Annotated in this window: 24 protein-coding genes, 2 pseudogenes and 1 other annotated feature; of the genes and pseudogenes, 17 read left to right on the forward strand and 9 right to left on the reverse strand. The window is 37.7% G+C overall.

All coding sequences use genetic code 11. The annotated features are described in order from the left end of the window. Window positions 1-82 precede the first annotated feature (82 nt). On the reverse strand, window positions 83-1,423 hold the full coding sequence (locus B9P78_RS06305) for an IS3 family transposase (RefSeq protein ID WP_094518654.1): 1,341 nt from the start codon (window positions 1,421-1,423) through the stop codon (window positions 83-85). A gap of 295 nt (window positions 1,424-1,718) precedes the next feature. Between B9P78_RS06305 and B9P78_RS06310 the strand changes: the two genes are divergently transcribed. Next, window positions 1,719-2,756: a neutral zinc metallopeptidase gene (locus B9P78_RS06310; RefSeq protein WP_094518655.1), complete on the forward strand. Its 1,038-nt coding sequence runs from the start codon at window positions 1,719-1,721 to the stop codon at window positions 2,754-2,756. Between the two features lie 352 nt (window positions 2,757-3,108). Here B9P78_RS06310 and B9P78_RS06315 read toward each other — a convergent pair whose 3' ends face one another. Both B9P78_RS06315 and B9P78_RS06320 read right to left on the reverse strand, forming a co-directional pair. Beyond that, window positions 3,109-3,483: a pyridoxamine 5'-phosphate oxidase family protein gene (locus B9P78_RS06315; protein ID WP_048728285.1), complete on the reverse strand. Its 375-nt coding sequence runs from the start codon at window positions 3,481-3,483 to the stop codon at window positions 3,109-3,111. Window positions 3,484-3,682: 199 nt separating this feature from the next. Further along, window positions 3,683-4,531: an SDR family oxidoreductase gene (locus B9P78_RS06320; protein WP_094518656.1), complete on the reverse strand. Its 849-nt coding sequence runs from the start codon at window positions 4,529-4,531 to the stop codon at window positions 3,683-3,685. Window positions 4,532-4,631: 100 nt separating this feature from the next. Here B9P78_RS06320 and B9P78_RS06325 point away from each other — a divergent pair, with 100 nt between their 5' ends. The 4 genes from B9P78_RS06325 (at window position 4,632) to B9P78_RS10690 (ending at window position 8,752) form a co-directional block, all read left to right on the forward strand. Beyond that, window positions 4,632-5,105, forward strand: coding sequence for an Rrf2 family transcriptional regulator (locus B9P78_RS06325; protein WP_094518657.1), 474 nt, complete (start codon window positions 4,632-4,634; stop codon window positions 5,103-5,105). A 348-nt stretch (window positions 5,106-5,453) separates the two neighbouring features. After that, window positions 5,454-5,704 (forward strand) — a binding site (T-box leader). 59 nt (window positions 5,705-5,763) lie between these two features. Continuing rightward, window positions 5,764-7,041 carry an O-acetylhomoserine aminocarboxypropyltransferase/cysteine synthase family protein gene (locus tag B9P78_RS06330; protein ID WP_094518677.1) on the forward strand — a complete coding sequence of 426 codons (1,278 nt, stop codon included), beginning with the start codon at window positions 5,764-5,766 and terminating at the stop codon, window positions 7,039-7,041. Window positions 7,042-7,228: 187 nt separating this feature from the next. Continuing rightward, window positions 7,229-8,257: a transposase gene (locus tag B9P78_RS06335; RefSeq protein WP_369824360.1), complete on the forward strand. Its 1,029-nt coding sequence runs from the start codon at window positions 7,229-7,231 to the stop codon at window positions 8,255-8,257. Window positions 8,258-8,299: 42 nt separating this feature from the next. After that, window positions 8,300-8,752 carry a transposase gene (locus tag B9P78_RS10690; protein WP_369824361.1) on the forward strand — a complete coding sequence of 151 codons (453 nt, stop codon included), beginning with the start codon at window positions 8,300-8,302 and terminating at the stop codon, window positions 8,750-8,752. An 84-nt stretch (window positions 8,753-8,836) separates the two neighbouring features. On the opposite strand, the gene B9P78_RS06340 is transcribed toward B9P78_RS10690, so the two are convergent. The 4 genes from B9P78_RS06340 to lacA all read right to left on the reverse strand — a co-directional run bounded on the left by B9P78_RS06340 (window position 8,837) and on the right by lacA (window position 11,669). Further along, a complete protein-coding gene (locus B9P78_RS06340; RefSeq protein ID WP_094518659.1) occupies window positions 8,837-9,592 on the reverse strand; it encodes a DeoR/GlpR family DNA-binding transcription regulator in 756 nt (251 codons plus the stop codon). Window positions 9,593-9,759: 167 nt separating this feature from the next. Next, window positions 9,760-10,692 carry a tagatose-6-phosphate kinase gene (gene lacC / locus B9P78_RS06345; RefSeq protein WP_094518660.1) on the reverse strand — a complete coding sequence of 311 codons (933 nt, stop codon included), beginning with the start codon at window positions 10,690-10,692 and terminating at the stop codon, window positions 9,760-9,762. Between the two features lie 11 nt (window positions 10,693-10,703). After that, window positions 10,704-11,216, reverse strand: a complete 513-nt coding sequence (lacB, locus tag B9P78_RS06350; RefSeq protein ID WP_094518662.1) for a galactose-6-phosphate isomerase subunit LacB — start codon at window positions 11,214-11,216, stop codon at window positions 10,704-10,706. Between the two features lie 24 nt (window positions 11,217-11,240). Then, entirely contained in the window at window positions 11,241-11,669 is a 429-nt protein-coding gene (lacA, locus tag B9P78_RS06355; protein WP_026466573.1) for a galactose-6-phosphate isomerase subunit LacA, read from the reverse strand. A 213-nt stretch (window positions 11,670-11,882) separates the two neighbouring features. On the opposite strand from lacA, the gene lacD reads away from it, so the two are divergent. The 5 genes from lacD (at window position 11,883) to B9P78_RS06380 (ending at window position 17,150) form a co-directional block, all read left to right on the forward strand. Then, window positions 11,883-12,875, forward strand: a complete 993-nt coding sequence (gene lacD / locus B9P78_RS06360) for a tagatose-bisphosphate aldolase (protein WP_094518664.1) — start codon at window positions 11,883-11,885, stop codon at window positions 12,873-12,875. Window positions 12,876-12,914: 39 nt separating this feature from the next. Beyond that, window positions 12,915-13,232 carry a PTS lactose/cellobiose transporter subunit IIA gene (locus tag B9P78_RS06365; RefSeq protein ID WP_094518665.1) on the forward strand — a complete coding sequence of 106 codons (318 nt, stop codon included), beginning with the start codon at window positions 12,915-12,917 and terminating at the stop codon, window positions 13,230-13,232. 4 nt (window positions 13,233-13,236) lie between these two features. Beyond that, the gene (locus B9P78_RS06370) at window positions 13,237-14,946 is read left to right on the forward strand and encodes a lactose-specific PTS transporter subunit EIIC (RefSeq protein WP_094518679.1); all 1,710 of its coding nucleotides are present in this window, start codon (window positions 13,237-13,239) and stop codon (window positions 14,944-14,946) included. Window positions 14,947-14,971: 25 nt separating this feature from the next. Continuing rightward, a complete protein-coding gene (lacG, locus tag B9P78_RS06375; protein WP_094518666.1) occupies window positions 14,972-16,393 on the forward strand; it encodes a 6-phospho-beta-galactosidase in 1,422 nt (473 codons plus the stop codon). A 334-nt stretch (window positions 16,394-16,727) separates the two neighbouring features. Further along, entirely contained in the window at window positions 16,728-17,150 is a 423-nt protein-coding gene (locus B9P78_RS06380) for a sugar O-acetyltransferase (protein ID WP_233487763.1), read from the forward strand. On the opposite strand, the gene B9P78_RS06385 is transcribed toward B9P78_RS06380, so the two are convergent. Further along, a complete protein-coding gene (locus B9P78_RS06385; protein ID WP_233487764.1) occupies window positions 17,103-17,366 on the reverse strand; it encodes a rhodanese-like domain-containing protein in 264 nt (87 codons plus the stop codon). The two genes, B9P78_RS06380 and B9P78_RS06385, sit on opposite strands and share 48 nt — an antisense overlap. A 164-nt stretch (window positions 17,367-17,530) precedes the next feature. On the opposite strand from B9P78_RS06385, the gene B9P78_RS06390 reads away from it, so the two are divergent. Then, window positions 17,531-18,103, forward strand: a complete 573-nt coding sequence (locus tag B9P78_RS06390; RefSeq protein WP_094518668.1) for a TIGR00730 family Rossman fold protein — start codon at window positions 17,531-17,533, stop codon at window positions 18,101-18,103. Window positions 18,104-18,135: 32 nt separating this feature from the next. On the opposite strand, the gene B9P78_RS06395 is transcribed toward B9P78_RS06390, so the two are convergent. After that, on the reverse strand, window positions 18,136-19,140 hold the full coding sequence (locus B9P78_RS06395; protein ID WP_094518670.1) for an IS30 family transposase: 1,005 nt from the start codon (window positions 19,138-19,140) through the stop codon (window positions 18,136-18,138). Window positions 19,141-19,786: 646 nt separating this feature from the next. Between B9P78_RS06395 and B9P78_RS06400 the strand changes: the two genes are divergently transcribed. From B9P78_RS06400 to B9P78_RS06425, 6 genes and pseudogenes are all read left to right on the forward strand, one after another. Next, window positions 19,787-20,359, forward strand: a complete 573-nt coding sequence (locus tag B9P78_RS06400; protein ID WP_094518672.1) for a Dps family protein — start codon at window positions 19,787-19,789, stop codon at window positions 20,357-20,359. A 110-nt stretch (window positions 20,360-20,469) separates the two neighbouring features. Beyond that, window positions 20,470-21,177 carry a Crp/Fnr family transcriptional regulator gene (locus tag B9P78_RS06405; protein ID WP_094518673.1) on the forward strand — a complete coding sequence of 236 codons (708 nt, stop codon included), beginning with the start codon at window positions 20,470-20,472 and terminating at the stop codon, window positions 21,175-21,177. A gap of 227 nt (window positions 21,178-21,404) precedes the next feature. Beyond that, window positions 21,405-21,716 (forward strand): annotated as a pseudogene (locus B9P78_RS06410) (hypothetical protein); the annotation flags it as partial. After that, window positions 21,708-22,065, forward strand: a pseudogene (locus tag B9P78_RS10695) (prolipoprotein diacylglyceryl transferase family protein); the annotation flags it as partial. The pseudogenes B9P78_RS06410 and B9P78_RS10695, both read left to right, overlap by 9 nt. A 146-nt stretch (window positions 22,066-22,211) precedes the next feature. After that, on the forward strand, window positions 22,212-22,445 hold the full coding sequence (locus tag B9P78_RS06420) for a heavy-metal-associated domain-containing protein (RefSeq protein ID WP_094518674.1): 234 nt from the start codon (window positions 22,212-22,214) through the stop codon (window positions 22,443-22,445). A 197-nt stretch (window positions 22,446-22,642) separates the two neighbouring features. Next, on the forward strand, window positions 22,643-24,547 hold the full coding sequence (locus B9P78_RS06425) for a heavy metal translocating P-type ATPase (RefSeq protein WP_094518676.1): 1,905 nt from the start codon (window positions 22,643-22,645) through the stop codon (window positions 24,545-24,547). Window positions 24,548-24,839 lie beyond the last annotated feature (292 nt).

Genomic DNA, 24,839 nt, shown 5'->3' on the forward strand with positions numbered 1-24,839 from the left:
TAACGGAAGAAGCATAAAAAAAACGAAAACTGAAACATGAAACCTGAACCCCTACCAATAAACTGAACAAATAAAAAGAGAGTTATGCTACCCACAAAAGATGATCCCGATAAGCTGTCGGGGTCATCTTTTTTAATTTTTTCTGATAGCGACGATTGTTGTAAAATTCAATATAATCTTCAACTGCATACCAAAGATCTTGTAGTGTTTCTGTTCTTTCAGATAATACAACGTCCTTCATATGACCAAAGAATGATTCCATAGGTGCATTGTCCCAACAGTTACCGCGCCTCGACATAGACTGAATTAGCCCCATATTCTCAACTTTTTGCTGGAAAACAGGGTAGGTATAATGAACCCCTTGATCTGAGTGGATATACCTTTCCATTACTGGCATATCCTTAATCACATTATTTAATTTATCTAGCGTTTCATAAACTAAATTCATTTTTAAGCTAGTTGAGAAGTGATGTGCAACAATCTCGCCGGTAGCACCATCCTTAACCGCTGAAAGATAGGCCCATTGTCCACTTCCATAAGGAAGATAAGTGATATCTGTGAGAAATACTTTGTACGGGATACCTTGATCAAACTGACGATTGACAAGGTTTTTCTTGGTAGCATTTTCTTGGGTTGCCTTCATCATTTTACGGTATGGTTTCGCTGCTCGTATTGATGATATGATGTTATTTTTGCGCAAAATTCTTCTGATTTTTTTATGATTCATTACTACATCGTATTCAGTTTCTAACGCCATTTTTATTTCATCAATCCCACACTTCTTCTTATCCAGAAAAATTCTATATAACAATTGGAAATCTTCCCAATCATTTCGATCACGCTCAGCACGTTTATCGCTACTATTTAGCCAGTAATAGTAGCCGCTTTTACTTACCCCTGCAAGGTCGCATAAATGATTCACCATTCCAGCAAGTTGATTCTCACGAATAATTTGGTTAATTAATCTAAAGCGTTCTTGTTTACTTAAGTCGTTTCTTTTGTCGTTTTTCACGCTCCTCTCGTGCTGTTCTAATTTTTTTACTAGTTCAAGATTCCCCTCTAGATAGGCTGTACGGGCATTTGCTTTGTCTAGCGCCTCTTGTAACGATAATTGTTCTCTTGGTCCATAGGGACCATTATTTTTTGAACCACGAGTCTCTTGTAACAATACATCTTCTCCGTGATCTTTATATAATCTTTTCCAACGTGATAGTGATTGATCGGATTTTCCTTTTCCGATTAAATGAGAAGGAAGTCCAGCAAGTTCAAATATCTGAGTGGATTTCATGCCTTGTTTGCTTTGTTTAATGGCCTTTATTTTGAATTCTGATGAATAGGTAATACTTTTCTCTGTCACACTTTTCACATTAGGATTGTTTCTTAAAGCTTGAATCTCAGCTTGGCTATATATCTTTTTACTCATCCTGTCCACTCCCTTCTGTATAACTCAAATAGAGTATACCGAAAATTTTGCATAAAAATGACCCGAAAACTTACAACACTCTTTTTTTGAGTGTTCAGCTTTCGGGTTGAGATTCATACTGCTTTATTGACTGTTTTTTCCGTAATAGTTCAATAAAAGGTACTTCAGTATTTTTACGGGTGACACTAGTCTTGACGACCATCTTATGTTTAATTGTGGGTAACGTTTACATTACTTTTGTTTATGGAATATATCACATATGTTATAATGGAGAAAACTGTCAGGGGGTATTTCCATGAAATGGCAAGGGCGCAAACGTAGTGGTAATGTAAAAGACTTGCGTGGTCAAAACACCGGAAGTGGTGGATTAGGTGGTTTGGGACAAGGGCGATCTGGAGGTAGAATACCTATTCAGCTTCCAGGTGGTCGCGGAACTTCAACTGGAGGCAGAAGCTTAGGTTGTGGTTCGATTATCTTAATGCTGATTATATTCTTTGTATTTGGTGGGACATCTTTATTAGGTGACAACCAGTCTAGTTCAAGTAATAATCAAATAAACGATCAAACTGGACAGGTAGAGGTACAATTACCTGGACAGATGGAATCGAATACGCAAATTCAAGCCAATCCTAATAGTCAGGTCAGTTTACCAGAGACTGGATCCACAGATAGTGAAACAGTTACTGAAGATGAGTTGGCTGAATTTGTTTCTGTTATCCTTTATGATACCGAAGAGTACTGGACACAAGCATTTTCTGAAGCTGGATATACATATAAGGCGCCAGATTTGGTCATCTTTGAGGATTCTGTGAATTCATCTTGTGGGTATAACACATCTGAAGTTGGACCTTTCTATTGCCCAACGGATGAAACTATTTATATCGATTTAGATTTCTATAATCAACTTGTTAAAAATTATGGAGGCGGTGGTGATTTTGCTATGGCCTATGTGATCGCCCATGAAGTAGGTCACCATGTTCAACAGCAACTTGGCCTTTCCAATCAGGTTCGACAAATTCAGTCTGAAGTTGGTCAAACTGAACAAAATCAATGGACTGTACGGATGGAATTACAAGCGGACTATCTTGCTGGTGTATGGGCACATAACGTCGTTGAGAATGATTGGATGGAAGCAGGGGACCTTGAAGAAGGATTAAACGCAGCTTATCACATTGGTGATGACGTCTTGCAAGAAAAAGCTTATGGCCGTACGATGCCCGACTCTTTCACCCATGGTACTGCTGAGCAACGGCAAAAATGGTTTAAGAAAGGGTTAGAAGCAGGCGACTTGTCACAATGGGATACCTACAATATAAGCTACGATAGCTTATAGATTTGACATGATATTCCTAGCGTTTCAATGATCGATGGATAAAATGGATTTATCTTGACTGTTCCCTAAACAAAAATGAACAGTACGGAATTAAAAAATAAATAATAGATAAGGGCCTCCTAAAGTTAGTTTTGTCTGCTAGCTTCAGGGGCCCGTATAGTTTAACAACAAATGTATATTTTTCATGAACTCTCTAGCACGCAGGCAACTTTAGGGCTGATTGGATGAGGAAAATAAATATTAAATTCAATAAATGGTAAAAATTAAAGATATAAAAAACCAAGCAATCAAATGATTACTTGGAAATTTTCTCATCAGCCTGATTTGACGAAAAGCTCATTAAAGGTAGGTATTAAAGCAATTGTTTTAGGTCTGATACGGTGACTTGTAATACTTTACGGATGAAAGGATATTTTTCTTTCATTTCGTCAAAGTATGGGCCTTCTGTTAGGAATTCGCCTTTACCATTAATGCGGAAGCCGGTTCCTTGATAGTTGTTAAAGCCTTCTACTTGGCGGGCTGCTAAGGTTAAAATTAACTGATCATTTACTGCAAGGTCTTCTTCAGTTGATGTCATACCTGCTGCTGGGATTAGAATAATATCCTCTTCTTTAGTAACTAAGTAGGAGTTCCACGTGCATGTAACATGTGGGTCAGTGTTTCCCCAAGAGGTGATAGAAACGGCACCTTCGTAATTTAATACATCATAAAATTTTTCAGTAAACATAGTCATGATCTCCTTATCATTCAATTATATTATCTCGTTATTATACCACCTTACTCAGGACTACTGTCTTAAACTTTATGTAAGCATTTTAGACAAATGAAGATTATTTTCAATAAAGAACCCCTACTAGTGACCGTTATGGCTAGCTAGTAGGGTCTTTTGATTTTTTTTGAAGAAGGGTTTATTGAACGATATGAAATTATTGAAGTAATTCTTTAAAGGCGTCCACAAGCGGTGTTAGCGGTTTGCCTAATACTTTTTCAAAATCATCTGATTGTACATCTAATACACCGTTTTTGATGTCTCCTTGAATCGCTAGGAAGAAGCCTGCTACTGGTTCTGGTAATTGATTGTCAGTTAAATTTTTAACGAATGCTTCGTCGTTAGTTTCTAGAGGGGCAATTTCTTTACCTGTTGCTTCTGCTAGTGCTTTAGTTAAAGTTGCGTAGTCTACTGGTTTACCAGATAGTTCTAGGATTTCAGGGAAAGTTTTTTCACCAGCTAAAACGATCGCAGCTGCTTCAGCGTATTCGCGGCGTAATGCCCAACCAGCTTTACCATTTTCAGCGGTGTATAATAGTTTGCCACTGTTTAAAGCCGCACCTACTAGCGGAAGCTCATTTTCCAAGTACCAGTTATTTCTTAAAATTGTAAAAGGCATGCCGGATGCTTTGATGGCTTGTTCGGTATAACGGTGGTCAGTTGCTAGGTCGGCAGAAGATTGGTCTGCACGGGCGAAGCTTGTATAGGTGATAAAGCTAACGCCAGCTTCTTTGGCTGCATCAATTGCATTTTGATGTTCTTCTTGACGAGTGCCAGGTGCTGATGAAACAAGTAATAAACGGTCAATACCTGTGAAAGCCGCTTTTAAAGATGCTTTATCTAAGTAATCGCCGATGTGAACTGTATAACCAGCTTCAGCAAGTGGCGCAGCTTTTTCTTCACTACGTGCTAAGATGTGTATATCTGATACGGGAACTAATGTATTTAATTTGTCTAATGCGATCCCACCAAAGGCACCTGTTGCGCCAGTTACTAAATATTTCATGAATAAACACTCCTTTTTTTTACCTGTAATAATTAAAGTTACAGGTTAATAATAGTGAATGTGCTATAATAAGTCAAGAGAAAAGAGGTGGGATATTCAGATGAAACATTCAGTAAAGTTTAGTGATGCTATTCATATTTTAGTTTATATCGAGATGCTTCAAGGTACGGACTTATCTAGTGAAGTGATTGCCAAAAGTGTGAATGCTAATCCCGTTTCTGTTAGACGCATTATGAGTAGCCTCAAAAAGGCCGACCTGATTACTAGCCAATCTGGTAAGGCAAATCCAAAATTAAGTAGAGATCCCGAAAATATTTCTTTTTATGATATTTATCAAGCTATCGACGAAGAACAGCAAATATTCCGTGTAGATGAGAAAACAGCACCTGCCTGTATCGTAGGTGGTAATATCCAGGGTGTTTTAGCGGAAAAATATGATCAATTGCAACGTAGCGTTGAAGCAGAGATGCAACAAATCAATCTAGCGGATATCATCCATTCCGTCTCTCAAAGTGCCAATCAATCTGAATTAAACGACGAAGAAACCAAACAAATACTCGAACGATTTTTATAAAAATAAGCTAAGTCGATAATACTTGTAGGTGGTATTTATGATGATAGGTTTCTCATAAAGCCTGAAACAACCCGTTTATCCTTTGGAATCGAAGGTGTTAGTATAAGCATAACAGGTTTAGAAAAAGTATCAGCAGTAATTTAATGAGTAAGTAAAAGTTGCGGAGAGACTACCTGTAAGCAAAAATTAAATTGATGAAGGTATAAAACTAATTTTTAAAAAGTTATGCGCTAAATTTTATTAATATAGTGAATTAAGCTTAGCAAAAGGTTTAAAATGAAATAAAAATTAAAAATAAATAGTTGACTTATCATCAAAATGCCATTAATATGTATTAAACAATATATACAGTACGCGATGATGAGATAAGTATTTTATGACACTTGCTTAGAGAGCCTATGTGTGGTGGAAGTAGGTCAAGGAGATTAGAAGAAAATGGTCTTGGAGCATAATAGTTTAAGCCTAAGATAGGTGAGGATTATTCGGGAGCCCCCGTTACAGGGAGAGAGTACAATGATTTTTTAACGTACTCTGTGAGTTTATATTAGCGATAATATAATAAATTAAGGTGGTACCATGAAGTAGCTTTCATCCTTTGCAGAAGCAAGGGATGGAAGCTTTTTTTATGAAAAAAATTACAAAATCGGGGGAAATTATTATGACTAAAGACTATAAAATTGAGACACAAGCCATTCACGCTGCTCAAACGATTGATGAAACAGGGTCACGCGCTGTTCCTTTACACCAAACAACAGCTTATGTTTTTGATGATGTAGCGCAGGGCGCTAATCGTTTTGCCTTAGCAGAAGGTGGCAATATTTATACGCGAATCACAAATCCTACTCAGGGCGTCTTTGAAGGTAGAGTGGCTGCTTTAGAAGGCGGTTCAGCTGGTTTGGCTGTCGCTTCGGGTATGGCCGCTATTACTTATGCTATTCAAGTTTTAGCTAAAGCAGGAGACCACATTGTAGCGACAGCTAACCTATATGGCGGAAGCCACAACTTATTTGAACATACTTTCAAGGACTTCGGTATCGATGTTACGATAGTAGATACGAGTGATTTAGCGAATGTGGACCAAGCTATTCAAGACAATACCAAGGCTGTATTTGTAGAAACAATCGGCAATCCGGCTGGAAATATTGAAGATATTAGTGGCTTAGCTGAAATAGCGCATAAACATGGTATTCCATTAATCGTTGATAATACTTTTGCAACACCTTATCTAGCGCGTCCTATTGAACATGGTGCAGATATCGTTGTCCATTCAGCGACTAAATTTATTGTTGGTCACGGTACGTCAATCGGTGGGGTAATTGTAGAAAGTGGACAGTTTGACTGGAAACAAAATGATAAGTTCCCAGGCTTAAGTCAAGCAGATCCAACTTATAATGATCTTGTTTTCGCAGATGCCTTTGGCCCAGCAGCTTATACTACAAAAATTCGTGCGACGCTATTACGAGATACTGGGGCTTCAATTTCACCTTTCAATGCTTGGTTATTAGTTCAAGGCTTAGAATCATTACATGTACGTATGGATCGTCATGTTGAAAATGCAGAGAAAGTGGCTACATTCTTAGCGCAACACGACAAAGTAGAATGGGTTGATTATGCGGGATTAGAAAGTAGCCCATATTATAGCTTGAAAGAAAAATACTTACCTCTAGGGGCAGGTTCAATCTTTACCTTTGGTGTTAAAGGTGGCTATGAAGGTGGAGTTAAATTCATTGAAAATCTAGAACTATTCTCTCTATTAGCGAATGTTGGAGATGCTAAATCATTAGTGGTTCACCCGGCTTCAATGACCCATAGTCAGTTAACTGAAGAAGAACTAGCTGAAGGTGGCATTAAGCCTGAAACAATCCGTTTATCTATCGGAATTGAAAATGTAGATGATATCATAGCTGACTTAGAAAACGCATTAGCTGCGATTTAACGACTTAGTAAAAGAAAGATTGATGTAGGAACAATTTTATTGGTTATGCAGAGGCTGGGACAAAACTAGCCAAAAAGAGGAGATTGACCACGAAAAATGGTCAATCTCCTCTTTAAATTATACAAAAATAAAATACCTTGATTTATAATAGTAATAACCACAGAACTAAAAAGAAAGAAGGTATTTTATGTATACTCAATATAACATGAATCAAGCTTTTCTACCATTAGAGTTATCCGATTATCTTGCACCAAATCATATTGTTTTCCAAGTAAATAATTTTGTTGAACAACTAGATGAACATATCCTCGATCAATTTTATAAACACGAAGGCCGACCGGCCTATCATCCATTAATCCTCTTAAAGGCATTACTATTCGCATATATAGAAAAGACGTTTTCAGGAAGAACTATTGAAAAAATGATGCAAGAGAACATTCCAATGAAATGGTTAGTTGCCGATACCGAAATTTCTTATCGTACGATTAATAGATTTCGTTCTAGTGAATTATGTGCATCAATTCTTGAGAACCTATTCGTTGAATTTAAACTCTTTTTAGTTCAACAAGAACTAATCTCAGATAATGTAGTATTTATAGATGGTACAAAAATTGAAGCAGATGCAAATAAATATTCTTTTGTTTGGAAAAAAGCAACAGATAAATTTTACGCATCATTAAAAGCTAAAGAAATGGCATATTATAGAAACGAAATATTACCTACTGTAGAAAAAGAGATTATCAAAGATGAAATTGATTCAATGTCTTTAAATGATGTTGAAATACTAAAAGACTTCCTTGAGGAAGCTGTAGCTGAGGTAAATGAAGAAATTGAAAGTACGCCAAAAAAAGGTGCAGATCCAAGAAAGCAGAAACGAAGAAAATTGAAAAAACACTTACGAAAAGTGAAAGATGATTTTTTACAGCGTGAGATAAAGTATGAAAATTATTATAGAACATTTGAAGGTAGAAATAGTTTTTCAAAAACAGATACAGATGCAACGTTCATGCGAATGAAAGAAGATCCGATGTTAAATGGTCAACTTAAACCAGGTTATAATCTTCAAATAGTAACTGAAAATCAATTTGTTATAGCCTATAATATTTTTCCAAATCCTACGGATACACGTACACTATTACCATTTATTGAAAGTATGCCTACTTTACTTAAAATCGTCGTAGCTGATGCTGGATATGGAAGCCAAGAAAACTTATAAACGTTGGACAATCTAGGGATTGATCATCTCATCAAATACAATATGTTTGATAAGGAACAGACGAAGAAATTTCAGAAATCAAGTAAGAATTTAAATAATTGGGACTATGATGCGGAAAATCAAATCTTTATTCACCCTGATGGTACACAGTATCATTTTCATCATGTTTATCATCCAAAAACAACAACTGGATATCGCTTAGAAAAAGAAATGTATTATCCAGTCAATAGAGAAACCGCACCACAAAAGTCATCTTCTTTTAATAGAAAATATCAGTATTTAAAAGAAAATGAATCAGCTAAGCTATTATCTGAAGATGGCTCAGCTCTTTTCGCGTGTAGAAAAATTGATGTTGAGCCGGTCTTCGGACAGATTAAACAAAACTTAGGATTCCGAAGGACTCATTTAAGAGGAAAAGATAAAGTAAAAACAGATATTGGTCTAGTATTAATGGCTAATAACATCATAAAAGTCCAAAAGAGACTGATAAATTAAAAGAGAGGAAAAAGATTTCGAAGTGAAATCTTTTTCCTCTCTTTATTTAGTTAACTAAGCCTTTTTTGTCCCAGCCTCTTTTTCTTAGTCAGAAACTAGTAGAATATTAGAATGATTAATGATGCGTTCATACCGATGGTCTTCATCATTATTAATGACTACAGCAGTCACGTCGTTTAAAGAATAGTAAGTGAAGAAGTCCTCTTTACCAACTTTAGAGGCGTCTAGCAGTAGGTACTTCTCAGTTGAATTATTCAGAGCCAGTTCCTGCGTCTTTCCTTCTTCAAGGGTGGCAGTCATAATGCTGTTATTGGTGACCCCATTGGCAGAAAAGAAGGCCTTGTGGAATTTTAGGTTTTCCAGTACAGCAAGGGTGATATAGCCATTAAAAGCTTGGGTATTTTTCTTAATTTTACCCCCTAGTAGGTAGACATTGATGTCTTTATCAGCCAGGGTATTGAAGACGGGTAAGCAGTTGGTGTATACCTCGTAATCTTGCCGTTCCATCTTTTGAGCCATGATTTCCATGGTGGTACCAGGGCCCATGTAGATGATGTCACCGTCATTAATTAGCTCAATCGCTTTTTCAGCGATACGGTTTTTCTCGCTGATATTAATGACTTTCTTAGCGTCATGAGATAGTTCTTCTTTTGGATATTCGCCTAGTGAAATTGCTCCCCCATGAACCCGTCTTAATGAACCACTTTCTTCTAGTTCTGTTAAGTCTCGTCGCACAGTCATATCTGATACATTTAACTTCTCGACGATATCAGTTACGGATACGGTGCCGTTACGTTTCAATAAATCTAAGATAAGTTCATGTCTCTTCTTTTTTAACATTGTTGAGTTCACCTCATTTCCGGTAATGTGTAATAGGTATTTTTCAATTATTATTATTAGCAAGTGCTTCAATAGCATCGTCATAGAAAATAGGTCGCATATATATCATATAACGAAATAATGCTCTTCTCAAATACATAGTATACTTGAAAAGAGCACAAAATGAATTAATGTTCGATTATAGTCACGCGATTAAATAAATCATCAAAATGATCGATATCGATATGGCCCGTGATACTCTCCATAGTATTTAGCATACCAGTGGTCATGGCTTGTTTAAGTAGGTGAATATCATCTAAATTTTCCTCTAAGGCCACTGCAATCCCTGCAACTGTTGCATCACCAGAACCAACAGGATTTACAACAGGAATGGTTGGTATATTCACCTTATAGAAGCGGTTGTTATGTTTAGCAAAAGCACCGTCGCCTCCTAAAGACACGACAATCCACTCAATCCCCGAAAATAATTCATCAGCTAAGACAGCTTTTAAATCTGCAGGATTTGAACTGACTGTTTGACCTAATAAATCGGACAATTCCTCAATATTGGGTTTGATTACAGTAGGTTTAAATGGATTTTCTAGTACATTTGAAAGGTTAGATTTGGACGTATCAAGTACGGTTTTCTTGTCTAAATTATTGGCGACTTGAATCAGTTTTACATAGTAATCTTCTTCTAACCCCTTGGGTAAAGACCCGGAAATCGTAATGATATCAGCATAGCCAACAGCTTGTTTGAAGTGGGTTAAGAAGGCCGCATTTTCATCATCAGTGATGGTAGGACCTGATTCTAAGACTTCAGTTTGCTGACCATCATGTAGGATGGCAATACAATTTCTGGTTTCACCTTCGATAGATAAGAAATCTGTTTTGATACCGTTTTTATTTAATTCCGAGACAATGCCTTCACCTAAATGTCCACCGATAAAACCGGTGGCGGTGACGGCTTTATTTAAATCATGAATGACCCTAGTCACGTTAATCCCTTTGCCACCAGCTGTCTTACCCACTTGGTCAGTTCTATTTGTTGCGTCTAATCGCAGGTCGGGGATGGTGTATGAGATATCAACGGAAGGGTTTAAGGTTACAGTCAAAATCATATAATCACCGCTTAATCGTGGTATTCGCCACGGTCCCATTTTTTAAGGTATTCAGTGAATAAGTCAGGGTTGTCTGAATGATTGCTTGATTCAAGGTGGGTAATTTTGTTGATTAGAGTTTTATTTTCCTCAGAAGGTTGATATTCCTCTTGGATAAAGGCAGAAATGATATCTTCCATTAATAATTCACCAGTAATCATCCCACCGAAGGCGATAACGTTGGCGTTTAATTCTCGCTTAGAGTATTGAGCAGTTGTCATATCTCTTACCAAAGCTGCACGAACGCCTGGCACTTTGTTGACGGCGTTTGAAATCCCAACACCAGTACCACAAATGACGACACCAAGATCAGCTTCACCATTTGTTACTGCCTCACCAACTTTACGCCCAAAGATAGGGTAGTGGGTTCTCACGTGATTATGGGTACCTACATCAACCACCTCATAACCTTGTTCTACTAAGTAATCTGATACGCGAATTTTAATATCTGTCACGATATGGTCACAACCAATTGCAATTTTCATAATTTTACCTCCGATTCTATTCTCTTAGCACATAGCGTTTAACATATCTACACGGATTTGGTGACGACCACCGTCATAATCGGCAGATAGAAATGCATCCACAATGTTCTCTGCTAGTTCGTGCCCCACAATTTGTTCACCTAATGTAATGATTTTTGAATTATTGTGTTCTCTTGTCATATAAGCAGACCGTTCATCAGAAACTTCGGCGGCAATAATGCCTTTGATTTTTGTGGCTGAAATGTATGAACCAGCACCATATCGATCAAATAAAATACCGCGGGCATTATCATCCGCTAGAATTTGTTGAGCTACCTTAGTAGTAGATTCTACAAAATCGATGCTAGGTGTTTCTGATAGATCTTCAAAATCTATCTTGTTTGTTTGTAAGTATTGTTTAATGACTTCTTTTAATTGCATTCCGTCTTTGTCAGCACCAAGATACACTTTCATAATATAACCTCCAAAATTTAATTTATTTATTTACAAACACATTGTAGAACATAAATGAACAAATATCAACAATAACAATCACAATAAATAAAAAAACAGAATAAAAAATATTCAAAAAAGGCTTGACTATAACGTGAAAGCGTTATAATATCTAATTAAACAAATAGAAACATAAAACAACATAAATTAACAATCAGTTACAAGGAGGATATTATGAAATTCGTATCAGAAGGTAAACTAAATAAATTAAAACAATTATCTACTAAAGAAGGATTTATTTCCGCGCTAGCTATTGATCAACGGGGGTCATTGAAGAAAATGATCGCTCAAGCAGGAGAAACAGAGGATATTCAAAAGGCGGTTGAAACATTCAAAGAAGCTATTTCTGAAGAGTTGACACCATACGCTTCGTCTATCTTATTAGACCCTGAATATGGTTTACCAGCGGCAAAAGTGAAAGCGCCTTCTGCAGGTTTGTTATTAGCTTATGAAGAAACGGGTTATGACGCTTCAGAACCAGGTCGCTTACCAGACTTATTACCAATCTGGTCTGCTAGACGAATTAAAGATGAAGGGGCAGATGCTGTTAAATTCCTTCTATATTATGATGCAGATGAAGATGATGAAATTAATGAACAAAAAAAAGCCTTTGTAGAGCGTATTGGTTCTGAATGTAAGGCAGAAGAAATTCCTTACTTCTTAGAGATCTTAACTTATGACAAAGATATTGAAGATGCTAAATCGAAAGAATATGCAAAAGTAAAACCAAGAAAAGTATTAGAAGCTATGAAAGAATTCTCTAAAGATAGATATGACGTAGATGTCTTAAAAGTGGAAGTACCTGTAAATATGAACTTTGTTGAAGGCTTTACTGATGATGAGCCAGTTTACACTGCTGAAGAAGCGAAAGGTTACTTTAAAGCGCAAGACGAAGCGACAGAATTGCCATATATCTACTTAAGTGCAGGAGTAAGTTCACAATTATTTAGAGATACCTTGGTATTCGCCAAAGAAGCTGGCGCAGACTTTAATGGGGTTTTATGTGGCCGGGCTACTTGGAAAGAATCAGTTGCCGTTTTTGCTAATGAAGGAGAAGCTGCAGCCCGCGAATGGTTGAGCACACAAGGTGTGGCCAATATTGAAGAATTAAATCAGACATTAAACGAGACAGCAGTGTCTTGGGAAAGTAAAATTGCCAGTAATTGAGTCACAAGTAAATAAAATCAATTAACGGAGGTAGCAGTGATGAATAAAGAAGAAGCAACTATGATAGGTTTTGAAATTGTCGCATATGCTGGTGAGGCACGGTCAATTTTGATGGAAGCTTTATCCAAAGCGCGAAACGGCGAATTTGACGAAGCTGAACGATTGGTTGGTGAAGCCAACGAAAGTTTAGTGGATGCCCATAATGCCCAAACAGATATGCTAGCTAAAGAAGCAAGCGGTGAAAATATTGAGTTAGGTTTCATTATGGTCCACGGGCAAGACCATTTGATGACGACCTTGTTGTTAAAAGAGATTGTAACTGATTTTATCGAACTATATCGTAGAGTAGGTGAATAAGATGATGGATCAATTGATTACTCAGATTGAGAAGATGAAGCCATTTTTCGAGAAACTATCTAGAAATATTTACTTAAGGGCGATTAAAGATGGGTTTATATCAGCCATGCCTGTCGTCTTATTCTCAAGTATTTTTATGCTAATAGCCTACGTCCCTAACGTATGGGGTTTCTATTGGAGTGATGAAGTAGTTGACTTCATTGTAAAACCCTATACCTTCTCAATGGGGATTTTAGGGCTACTCGTTTCAGCAACAACAGCGAGGGCATTAACAGATTCCTATAATAGACGCTTGCCGGCAACCAAGCAGTTAAACCGGGTTTCCACCATGATTGCGGCCATTGTTGTCTTCCTATTCTTTTCATCAACTGAGATCGCACAGGGTGAAGGAGATGCAGTTGTTGCAGGATTCTCATCTGGTTATCTTGGGACAACAGGGCTATTAGCGGCCTTTGTAGCAGCCTTTATTACCGTGATTGTCTACAACTTCTGTATGAAAAATGACATTGCCATTCGAATGCCAGAGGAAGTACCACCAAATATCTCACAAGCATTTACGGACGTTATCCCATTTGCTATTGCAGTGGTCATCGCGTATGGTATTGACATTGCGATTCGTGCTTTTACAGGCGTAAGTTTTGCACAAGCCATAATTCAAATGTTTCAACCCTTGTTTACTGCAGCCGATGGTTATGTGGGGATCGCCATTATTTACGGTGCTATAGGATTCTTCTGGTTTATTGGGATTCATGGACCATCAATTGTAGAACCAGCCATTACTGCAATTGCCTTCTTGAATATGGATGCAAACCTAGCATTAATCCAAGGTGGTGAGCATGCTGCTAACATTATTACACCGGGCTTACAGTACTTTGTTGCAACATTAGGGGGTACAGGTGCAACGTTTGTCGTGCCTTACTTATTTATGTGGTTTGGTAAATCAAAACAAAATAAAGCAGTGGGGAAAGCGTCATTTATCCCAACCTCTTTTGGTGTGAATGAGCCAATCCTATTTGGTGGACCATTGGTATTGAATCCAGTATTCTTTGTACCTTTTGTTTTAGCACCTATTTTAAATGTCTGGATTTTTAAATTCTTTGTAGAAGTTTTTGGAATGAATGGATTCTCTTATTTCCTACCTTGGCCAACACCAGGACCTATAGGTATCGTATTAGGGACAGGAATTGCACCTTTATCATTTGTTGTAGTGGCTCTACTGATTGCAGTAGATGCGATTATTTACTACCCATTCTTTAAAGTTTATGACAAACAAATTTTAGAAAAAGAATTAAGTAACGAAGATGAAATTATTGAAGAACAAGCAGAAACTAAAGCTGATGCAACTGAAGTCGGAGAAAATGACGGTCAAGTTTCAACTGGTAGTCATATCAAAGATGAAGTATCTGTCTTGGTCTTATGTGCCGGTGCAGGAACCAGTGGGCTATTAGCCAACGCCCTAAACAAGGGGGCTAAGGAATATGATGTTCCAGTAGTAGCAGGTGCAGGGGCTTATGGCGCTCACCAAGAGATTATGGGGAACTATGATTTAATCATATTAGCACCTCAAGTTGTTTCTAACTATGATGATATTAAAGAAGATGCTGATCGGTTAAATGTGAAGTTAGTCAAAACAAAAGGGAAAGAATATATCTCATTAACACGCGATCCAAAAGCCGCATTAGAATTTGTTGATTCTGCATTAAAAGAAGCATAATAGTTACAGTTAAGTAAAGGAGATTATGATGAATTTACCTAAAGAATTTTTATTGGGTGGCGCAACAGCTGCTTATCAAGCAGAAGGTGCAACGGCAGTAGACGGGAAAGGTAAGGTGGCCTGGGATGATTATTTAGAAAAACAAGGTCGATTTAAAGCCGATCCTGCGAGTGATTTTTATAACAAATATCCGATAGATTTAAAATTGTCACACGAATTTGGTGTTGATGCTATTCGTATATCTATCGCATGGTCGCGTATCTTCCCTAATGGAGATGATGCGGAAGCTAATCCAGCTGGTGTACAATTTTACCATGATTTGTTTAAAGAAGCTCGTGCTCAAGGGGTTGAGCCTTATGTTACACTACATCATTTCGATACACCGGATGCCTTACATAGTCAAGGAGATTTCTTAAATCCGCATACAATTGAAAGTTTTGTCAGATATGCAGAATTTTGCTTTAACGAATATCAAAAGGAAGTAAAATATTGGTTTACCTTTAATGAGATTTGGCCTGTAACTAGTGGGCAATATTTAGTAGGAAAATTCCCACCAGCAATTACTTATGATTTCTCAAAAACTTTGCAAGGACAACATAATATGATGGTTGCCCATGCAAAAGCCATTAAATTATTTAAGGATAACCAGTATGAGGGTGAAATTGGAATTATTCATTCATTAGAAACGAAGTATCCTTATGAAGGAAAAAAAGAAAATGAGCATGCAGCATTCTTGTATGATGTACTTGCGAATAAGTTTTTACTAGATGCTACATATAAAGGTTACTATACCGAAGAAGTGATGGATGCTGTAAATGAAATACTACTAGCAAATAATGGTGAAATTCATATTACAGAAGAAGACTTAGCGCATCTTGATGCAGCGAAAGATTTAAATGACTTCCTAGGTATTAATTACTATCAAAGTAATTTTGTGAGAGCTTATGATGGTGATAATGATATCCACCATAATGGTACTGGGGAGAAAGGCACGTCAGTTTTCGCGTTACATGGCGTTGGTGAGCAAATGTTTGATATGGACATCCCAAGAAATGATTGGGATTGGCTAATTTATCCAGATGGCCTAAGAGATCAAATGATTCGCGTGGCAAAAGAGTATCCAAACTATAAGAAGATTTATGTAACTGAAAATGGGATGGGGTATAAGGACGACTTCAATACAGAGTTAATCGATGATACGCCTCGAATTGATTACATTAGAAAGCATTTAATAGCTTGTACAGAGGCAATTGATGCTGGTGTCAATGTAGCCGGTTACTTTGTTTGGTCATTAATGGATGTATTCTCATGGTCAAACGGCTATAATAAGCGATACGGTCTATTTTATGTAGATTTTGATACGCAAGAAAGATATCCGAAGAAGAGTGCCTACTGGTGGAAACAATTGAATGAGAATAGGGATCTAAGCTCGAACGATATAGGATAATAGGAATTAGTTAACCATCTAAGGTGATATACTTTAGATGGTTATTTTGTAATTTTATCTTAAAAACTACAAATTTTACTAGTAACCTTGCACCAATAATTGTAAATAAATTTCATCATAAAAAGAATTAAGTTAACATGAAAGGTCGGGAATTAGTCCCGCCATTTTTAATATGAGACTTGGAACTTAAATTTTTTAACGAGATCAATATATTAAAAGCTTTACTCAATCTAGATAAATTTGTAAATGCTTAAGATAGTTATTTCTGGTTATAAATAGATTTTGTTATACTAAGCATTAAGAAATAGGTTAATCATATAAGGAGTTTCAATCGATGACAAGTGAAAAAGACAAGATGTTAGCTGGGCTGATTTATGACGCCAACTATGACCAGGAATTAATAGACGCCAGAGCGGATGCCAAGGAATTGTGTTATGACTTTAATCATGCACGGCCTAGTGAAAAAGTAAAGCGACAAGACATTATCCGCCAGTTACTAGGCAAAACGGGCGAGAGATTTGAAATTGCAGGGCCATTCTATTGTGATTATGGGTTCAACATTGAAATCGGGGAAAACTTTTATGCCAACCACAAGTTAGTTATCCTAGACGGGGCTAAAGTTGCATTCGGAGATAATGTATTTGTTGCACCAGACTGTGGCTTTTATACAGCCGGCCATCCGCTAGATGCAGACCGTCGCAATAAAGGTTTAGAGTACGCCAAACCCATCACAGTCGGCAACAACGTTTGGATCTAGGTCTTCAAAGTCAGCGAGCGATTCTTCCTTATCTGTAAGGATGACAATGTTTTCTTTATTTTTGACCAAGCCATCCCAGTATTTGTTTTTTTGCTTGGTTGTGACGTTCAAACTATTCGGCAAGTGACCTTGGCGAAAGGTTGTATTGTCACGGATATCCACCACTACTTCGTCTTGTAAGTTTTCGTATACGATTTTATTTAATGTTGTTGTCATATAACCACCTCTTCTATTTACATTATGACAGGACGCGTGGGGTGGGTCAATGTGGATGCTTGATAGAGAATGCCAGCAAGATGCGTTTTGCCCTTTTCCAGGGGGAGGTACTTGTCAGATGCTGATGGTTTGGCTAAAATATTGGGAAAGAAGGGGTGTTGTGCATGGAACTTGAAAGTGTTGCGGTATATTTGGGGTCGGCTACTGGAGATGACCCAGTTTATGAAGAGATGGCGACAAAGGTCGGCGAGTTGATTGCTAAATCTGGGCGGACTTTGGTTTATGGTGGGTCAAATGTGGGCTGTATGGCTGCTGTAGCGAACGGGGCTTTGGCTTTTGGCGGCGATGTGAAGGGGGTTGTGCCACAGAAGTTGGCGGATAACAATATTCAACATCCTGACCTGACTAAATTGTTTGTTGTCCAAGGGATGCACGAACGGAAGGCGCAGATGATTGATTTGTCTGACGGGTTTATTGCCTTGCCGGGTGGTCCAGGGACCATGGAAGAGTTGTTTGAAGTGATTTCCTGGAAGCAGGTTGGCTACCACGACAAACCAATCGGAATTTTGAATGTGAATAACTACTATGAGGGCTTGTTAGACTTTTTGGATTTCCAAGTCGACCATGGGTTTATGCATCAACAATACCGAGATATGTTGTTGGTTGAAAGCGATCCGGAAGTCTTGTTAGAGAAAATGGCTGCTTATGAACCGACAGCAGAAGCGAAATGGAAATAGATATATAGTCAAAATAAATGTATCTTCAATTGTCAGATTAAGTGCAACGATTCATTAAAAAATACTTCATAAGGGGTTTTCCAATTTAGACATTTCCGTGGTCGCGTGTTTAATTTATTCGCCCATTCGTGAATTTGACTATCGAAAATACCTGAAATATCTTCACCTTTAGGTGAATATTCTCGTAATAAACCATTAGTATTTTCGTTTGTACCACGTTGCCATGGAGCATGTGGATCTGGAAAATACACTTTAGTGCCATTTAATTCTAGCGTTATTCGACTATGTTGGGAGAATTCTTTTTCTCTATCGGGTGTAACGATTTTACATTTATCTTCTCCTACATTTCTTCGTAGATTGATCATACAATCAATCACATTTTTAGAGATTTTCTTTTCAACCTTACCAAGTAGGGAAAAACGAGATCTACGATCGACTAGAGTTACAATACAAGCCCTACCTGTTTTACCGGCTACAGTATCAGCTTCCCAATGACCAATCTCAAGGCGCTCATTGGCAGCAGATGGCCGTTCATGAATCGTATTCGAAATTAGTATTTTTCCACGGCGCTCTCGATAATTTTTTGTGTGTCGTGTTTTACCTCGATGTCTTAACTTACGAATTGCACCTTTATTGCCGTGAGAAAGATTCGGTTCATCAAAATCTCCGTGATATATTGCACGATAAATCGTATTATAACTAAGAGCTTGCTGATTTATTTCTAGTCTCATTCGGGCACTAATCTCCTCTGGAGACCATTGTTCTTCCAAAAAGAGTCGTTGTACCCGAGAATGAATTTCTGTATCTAGAAGTATGCGTTTACGACCACACTTTCTTCTCTTTCTTTGCTGATACTTTTCTTGTGCTTTTGAGGGAGAATAACTTTTTTCTTGAATAGTATTCCGCTTTAGTTCTCTTGAAATTGTTGATTTTGCACGATTTAGTTGCTTAGAAATATATCCTAAAGACTTTCCTTGCTCATGCAATAGGAATATTATTTCGCGTTTATTAATGGTAAGATGATAATATGGATTCATAGTTTTCTTCCTTTCTGTAGTTGGTGGCACATCTATTTTAAAGGAAAACTGTGGCTCTTTTTTTGAAATTTTTATGTGTTGCACTTAAATTGTAAATTTGTCTTTGACAAACCGTCATAAAAATAAAACCAGTCAAAACTAATAATAATATAGGTATTCCATAAGCTAAAACTCCTATTAATCGATCTACTAAAAATAAATAAAAGAATTCTTTTCAATTTTTATTTATGGTATGACATAAATAAAGTAAAGTTATTCCTCTAGGTTAATCTTATTAATACTCTTTCTCACTAGTGTTGCATGCAATACTAGTGAGAAAGAGCATTAAATATACTGCAAGGCAAGACATTTGGTAATTGAAGAATAACAAGCAAAAAAATAGCAGTCAGGTCTCTTGACAAAGTATAGTTGCTATTCTTTTTTTAGGCCCTACTTTAATGAAGTTTTTGTTTGGAGGGAACGACTTCATTCCTTTGATTATTTCAGTTGAATTTAATAGAGAAGCTTAGCGTCTATAAAGAAATACTTTTCTTGATGCGCGTCAATTTTTTTGAGGTAAGGGGCCTTTATACTAAATTCAGTAAAGGAAAAGGAGGCATCAAAGGAAGCTATTTTAAACAAACCAAAATTATAGGAGGAATAGATCATGACTAAAAATAAAGCGTCTCAAGAAAGAACACCCCAAGAAAGATTGCAAGAAGAACAAGAACACAAGGAACATGTCCATCATACAAAAATTAATGCAGCGGCCATTTCGGATCATCTTTTAGGGAACATGCATACTTTACATGTGAAATTGCACCAATATCACTGGTATGTAAATGGCGCTAATTTCTTCACCCTGCATGAAAAATTTGAAGAATTGTATAATCAAAACGAAGAATGGTTCGACAAACTAGCAGAACGCTTGATTACTTCCGGTCATAAACCGGCTTCAACCACCGCTGAATTTGAAAAATATTCCATGCTTTCAGAAGATGCCATCAATAAATATGCTAAAGCAGAAGACATGGTTGAAAATATTATCGAAGATTTCAGACGTACCCGTGAATTAACGATTCGTGCTATTCGTTTAGCACAAGATGAGGGTGACGATGCTTTAGAAGATACACTGATTGCTTTTAAAAATGACTTAGATAAAAACATTTGGATGCTGCAAGCGTTCATTGGCAAAGAGGCATTGGAAGATGACGATGCGTTTGATGAGGACGAAGATTAGGTTTTTCGTAAACATACATTTAGAAATTAAATATTTTGAGGTAGGGGCCTTTATGCTAAATATAGGAAAGCTAAAAAAAGGACAGTAAACTGATAAAGGGGAAGAACGAATTGACTCAATACACCCAACCACATGCAGCAGGAGACCACTCAGCTTGTATCCGCTTAGTCCCGATATTCAATCATTTGGAGGAAAGCGCGATGGATCGCATCGCTGAAAAAGCTCACACGAAGCACTATCAAAAAGGGGCGTTCCTGTTTCGCTCGCAAGAAAAAGATGATGCCTTGTATATTGTGAATCGCGGAAAAGTCCGCATCTATCGCTTGTCTGATTCTGGCAAAGAGCAACTAGTGCGTATTTTGAATCCGGGTGACTTTACGGGAGAATGGACGTTGTTCAATCCTGATGCTGTGCACGAGGAATACGCAGAAGCTACTCGAGATACGTCTGTCTGCATGATTCAACAACATGATGTACAAGAGTTACTAAAAGAGTTTCCTGCAATTTCATTAAAGCTGCTAGGAGAGATGTCGCAACGGTTAGAAAGATCCGAACGCCAAACCGCACAAGTAGCCGTGGAGAGTGTCATTACCCGTTTAGTTTTGTTTTTGGCAGAAAATGTGGAACCTGAAATGGGCAACTCTCCCACCATCACCCTGCCGATGGCAAAAAAGGACATTGCTTCCTATTTAGGAACGACACCTGAGACCATCAGTCGCAAATTAGGAGAATTGGAGAACGAGGGATTGATTCAACAGCTGTCTGGGAAAAGAATCAAGATTCAGGATTTAGATGATTTATTGCTTTACAGCGAATAATCGGACACACTTTTTTCTACACGTTGGTGTTCTGTCGCTCTTCATTAACAACGGGACAGAACTCAGTGCTTTTGCTTCCATCTGTCCGTTTTTGGCTCTTTTAAGACAGAACGACCTCATTCATTGGAAAAATAAAAGCACAAACATGATAATTCTCAAGTTTCTTTGTTTTATTTTTCTTTAAGATAGGGTTGCCGAGCAAAACGTAAAAATAAGTAGGGGTGAATGTGCCTTATTTTTGGGTGATAGTTGCCATCACGTTGTCAGCAGCGGGTGCATTCTTTGTCGTCCCTTTCACCAAGAATACGATTGGCGGCGAAGCAAAAACGTCTAACATTGTTGAGGCAGATAGGCTAGCTATGGAAAAAGAAGAGGAAGTTGTAAAAAGAGCCGGCGTAATCGGACACGGAAAAGTGGCGTATTACGAAGCGAGTGATCAGGGAGCTAAAAGCGTATTCACTGTTTGGTTTCCATGGAGCTTAGCCGGAATCTTGTTCAGCATCACCATGACTAGAATGACGCAAAAAAATGAACAAATGAATATCAATGGTACCTACTACCATCCGACTTTTTTATACGAGTCATTGTGGAGTTTGTTGGGCTTTGTCCTCATCGTCACTATACGGAACCGAAAAATAGTTTTTGCGTCAAGAAGAAGTCGCTTTGAGTTACGTTTTGTGGTACTCAGTGGGTCGGTTCTTCATTGAATGTATGCGAACGAACAGTTTATGGATTGGCGAGTGGATCCGCGTTTCGCAAGCCTTGTCTCTGGCCCTGTTTATTGGCGCGATTGTAGTATGGTTTATACGCAGACAAGATTATCCACCAATTTCTTATTATTCTGATGACAATAAGGGGCAGAAAAAGACTATTAAGATGGTGAATTGAGCAAAAAGATAAAAAGAAGTGCCGAACTTGATATGCGTCAATTTTTGTTTGCTAAAAGTGAGCTATATTACAGTTGTAAAGAGGAAAAGGCAGTGTTCATTAATCTGCTGCCGATAAAATAAAAACACATAAAGGAGATAGGAATTATGGAAAAAGCTATATTGCAATTAGAAACGTTGTCTTGTCCAAGTTGTATGCAAAAAATTGAAGGTGCTGTAAAATCAGTTAACGGTGTTGATAAAGACAGCCTTAAAGTATTATTCAACTCCAGCAAAGTCAAAGTCGATTTTGATTCAGCTGTCACTTCGATTGAAGAGATTCAAAAAGCTATCGAAAACGTAGGCTATCCGGTCCTTAAAACAAAAGTCAAGGCCGCTTAACAGATTAAATGAACTAGGCAATTCTGGAAGAAAAACTATTTTTTCAGGATTGCTTTTTTTGTTGCAATCTGATTCGAGGTGCTTAGAAACGATAAAAGAGAACTTTCTAAACTTGATGTCAGTCAATTAATTAATTAGGCAATTATCTTATATTATGTTTATCAATAAAAGAGAAATTAAATTTGGAGGGAAAAAGCATGCAACAATATATATTAAGCAAGAAAAATGTTATCACCGTCATCAGTGGATTGTTCATCGTACTCGGTTTCTTCAGTCACTTTGTTTTAGAAAACGTAGGACTTTCAGAGTGGTCTTTGATCATCGCCTCTGTCTTTGGGATTACGCCAATTGCCATTCAAGCGTTTCAAGCAATGAAAGTCAAAGTCATCAGTATTGATGTCTTAGTCAGTATTGCAGCGATTGGTGCGCTTTTTATTCAAAATTATGAAGAATCGGCTATTGTCACGTTCTTATTCTTATTCGGACACTACTTGGAACAACGAACATTGAACCAAACGCGATCTGCTATCAAAGAATTGACTGAAATGGCACCCGAAAGCGCCTTGAAACAAATGGATAATGGCGAATTTGAAGAAGTAGAAGTGGATGATATAGATGAAGGGGATATCTTACTCGTTAAAACGGGTGCGAAAGTGCCAGTAGATGGCATAGTCCTTACGGGTGAAGGGCATATCAATGAAGCTAGCATTACAGGTGAAGCTGTTCCGGTCAACAAGCAAGCTGATGCAGAAGTTTTTGCAGGAACCATTTTAGAAAACGGAACGATTCAAATCAGAGCAGACCGAGTTGGTGAGGACACCACATTTGGAAAAATTATTGAACTCGTGGAAGAAGCACAAGATTCTAAATCCGAAGCGGAACGGTTCATTGATCGCTTTTCTAAATACTACACACCAGCTGTCTTGGTTCTGGCAATTGTTGTATGGGCGTTCAGTCAAAATATTGAGTTAGCAATCACCATCTTAGTTCTAGGTTGCCCAGGCGCATTAGTTATCGGAGTGCCTGTCTCAAACGTTGCCGGTATTGGGAATGGTGCTCGTAACGGTGTTCTTTTAAAAGGGAGTGAAGTCATTCAAGACTTCAGCAATGTGGATACAATTGTATTTGATAAGACAGGTACTTTAACTGTCGGAAACCCAACCGTTGCAGCGACTGAACTGTATGAAAAAGATTCTGCTGAAACGCTTGGCTATCTGGCTAGTGTGGAACGGGAATCAGATCATCCATTAGCAAAAGCGGTCTTAAATCAAATTGGAGAAACAAACTTTTATCCTGTTGAAGAAACTGAAGTCGTGAAAGGCGGCGGAATCGTTTCAAGTGTAGCTGGACATAGAGTGGCTGTTGGGAATGTGGCCTTGATGGAAAAAGAAAATGTCACTCTCAGCACAAAAGTGCAAAAAGATGTCAAACGGTTTGAACAACAAGGGAACTCTCTCGTTTTGACAGCGGTCGACGGTGAATTAAAAGTACTGATGGGCATTCGCGATCAAGTCCGTCCGGGTGTGAAAGCTAATTTGCAGGAATTAAAAGACTTGGGCGTGAAAAATCTAGTTGTTCTTTCAGGAGATAACCAAGGAACCGTTGATGTGGTCGCCGGCGAACTTGGTCTGACCGAAGCTCACGGCCACATGTTGCCGGAAGACAAATCGGCTTATATCGGAAAACTTCAACAACGTGGTCAAATTGTAGCCTTTGTTGGAGATGGCGTTAACGATAGTCCGTCCTTAGCTTTAGCAGACATTGGCATTGCAATGGGAAGCGGAACGGACGTAGCGATTGAAACATCCGATGTCGTTTTAATGAACTCGAACTTCAGCAACTTGCCTCACGCATTAGGATTAGTAAAAGCCACCGCAAATAATATGAAACAAAATATCGTGATTTCAATTGGCGTAGTGTTGGTCTTGTTGACCAGCGTCTTCTTCAGCGAATGGATGAATATGTCTATCGGAATGTTGGTTCATGAAGGTAGTATCTTGGTGGTAATTTTCAATGGCATGAGATTAATGAAGTATCAGTTGAAAGGTCGAAAAGAACAAAAAGAAGTATCAGCACCTGCAGAGAAAGTAAAAATATCTTAAGAATAAATTAGAAGAGGCTGAGACAATAGTCCATCCTTGAAATGACAAAAGCGGAAACTCAGATTTTTAAATCTGGGATTTTCCGCTTTTTTGAGTTCTTGAAAAAAAAATAAGCGTATAGAGTATGCTCTTTATAAAATTAATGTTCGTGTAAATGATTAAAAAATCTGGCGGATTTTATAATGAACTTAGCCATTTAAAATAAAAAAACGCCACGTGAATTCCATGTTATATTGAAGTTACCACAACTCTCAATAGACAAGGATGAATTCACATGACGCAAACCCATGAT

This window comes from Aerococcus sp. 1KP-2016 (assembly GCF_002252085.1).
GTDB lineage: Bacteria > Bacillota > Bacilli > Lactobacillales > Aerococcaceae > Aerococcus.

What these genes read in the sequence shown, in the direction of transcription:
- lacC (WP_094518660.1), bottom strand. Translation starts at nt 10,692, where the DNA reads ATGATTTTGACTGTAACCTTAAACCCTTCCGTTGATATCTCATACACC.
- B9P78_RS06425 (WP_094518676.1), top strand. Translation starts at nt 22,643, where the DNA reads ATGCAACAATATATATTAAGCAAGAAAAATGTTATCACCGTCATCAGT.
- lacB (WP_094518662.1), bottom strand. Translation starts at nt 11,216, where the DNA reads ATGAAAATTGCAATTGGTTGTGACCATATCGTGACAGATATTAAAATT.
- B9P78_RS06390 (WP_094518668.1), top strand. Translation starts at nt 17,531, where the DNA reads ATGGAACTTGAAAGTGTTGCGGTATATTTGGGGTCGGCTACTGGAGAT.
- B9P78_RS06400 (WP_094518672.1), top strand. Translation starts at nt 19,787, where the DNA reads ATGACTAAAAATAAAGCGTCTCAAGAAAGAACACCCCAAGAAAGATTG.
- lacD (WP_094518664.1), top strand. Translation starts at nt 11,883, where the DNA reads ATGAAATTCGTATCAGAAGGTAAACTAAATAAATTAAAACAATTATCT.
- B9P78_RS06305 (WP_094518654.1), bottom strand. Translation starts at nt 1,423, where the DNA reads ATGAGTAAAAAGATATATAGCCAAGCTGAGATTCAAGCTTTAAGAAAC.
- B9P78_RS06335 (WP_369824360.1), top strand. Translation starts at nt 7,229, where the DNA reads ATGTATACTCAATATAACATGAATCAAGCTTTTCTACCATTAGAGTTA.
- lacG (WP_094518666.1), top strand. Translation starts at nt 14,972, where the DNA reads ATGATGAATTTACCTAAAGAATTTTTATTGGGTGGCGCAACAGCTGCT.
- B9P78_RS06340 (WP_094518659.1), bottom strand. Translation starts at nt 9,592, where the DNA reads ATGTTAAAAAAGAAGAGACATGAACTTATCTTAGATTTATTGAAACGT.
- B9P78_RS06330 (WP_094518677.1), top strand. Translation starts at nt 5,764, where the DNA reads ATGACTAAAGACTATAAAATTGAGACACAAGCCATTCACGCTGCTCAA.
- B9P78_RS06420 (WP_094518674.1), top strand. Translation starts at nt 22,212, where the DNA reads ATGGAAAAAGCTATATTGCAATTAGAAACGTTGTCTTGTCCAAGTTGT.
- B9P78_RS06395 (WP_094518670.1), bottom strand. Translation starts at nt 19,140, where the DNA reads ATGAATCCATATTATCATCTTACCATTAATAAACGCGAAATAATATTC.
- B9P78_RS10690 (WP_369824361.1), top strand. Translation starts at nt 8,300, where the DNA reads ATGTTTGATAAGGAACAGACGAAGAAATTTCAGAAATCAAGTAAGAAT.
- B9P78_RS06380 (WP_233487763.1), top strand. Translation starts at nt 16,728, where the DNA reads ATGACAAGTGAAAAAGACAAGATGTTAGCTGGGCTGATTTATGACGCC.
- B9P78_RS06385 (WP_233487764.1), bottom strand. Translation starts at nt 17,366, where the DNA reads ATGACAACAACATTAAATAAAATCGTATACGAAAACTTACAAGACGAA.
- B9P78_RS06310 (WP_094518655.1), top strand. Translation starts at nt 1,719, where the DNA reads ATGAAATGGCAAGGGCGCAAACGTAGTGGTAATGTAAAAGACTTGCGT.
- B9P78_RS06315 (WP_048728285.1), bottom strand. Translation starts at nt 3,483, where the DNA reads ATGTTTACTGAAAAATTTTATGATGTATTAAATTACGAAGGTGCCGTT.
- B9P78_RS06365 (WP_094518665.1), top strand. Translation starts at nt 12,915, where the DNA reads ATGAATAAAGAAGAAGCAACTATGATAGGTTTTGAAATTGTCGCATAT.
- B9P78_RS06370 (WP_094518679.1), top strand. Translation starts at nt 13,237, where the DNA reads ATGGATCAATTGATTACTCAGATTGAGAAGATGAAGCCATTTTTCGAG.
- lacA (WP_026466573.1), bottom strand. Translation starts at nt 11,669, where the DNA reads ATGAAAGTGTATCTTGGTGCTGACAAAGACGGAATGCAATTAAAAGAA.
- B9P78_RS06320 (WP_094518656.1), bottom strand. Translation starts at nt 4,531, where the DNA reads ATGAAATATTTAGTAACTGGCGCAACAGGTGCCTTTGGTGGGATCGCA.
- B9P78_RS06325 (WP_094518657.1), top strand. Translation starts at nt 4,632, where the DNA reads ATGAAACATTCAGTAAAGTTTAGTGATGCTATTCATATTTTAGTTTAT.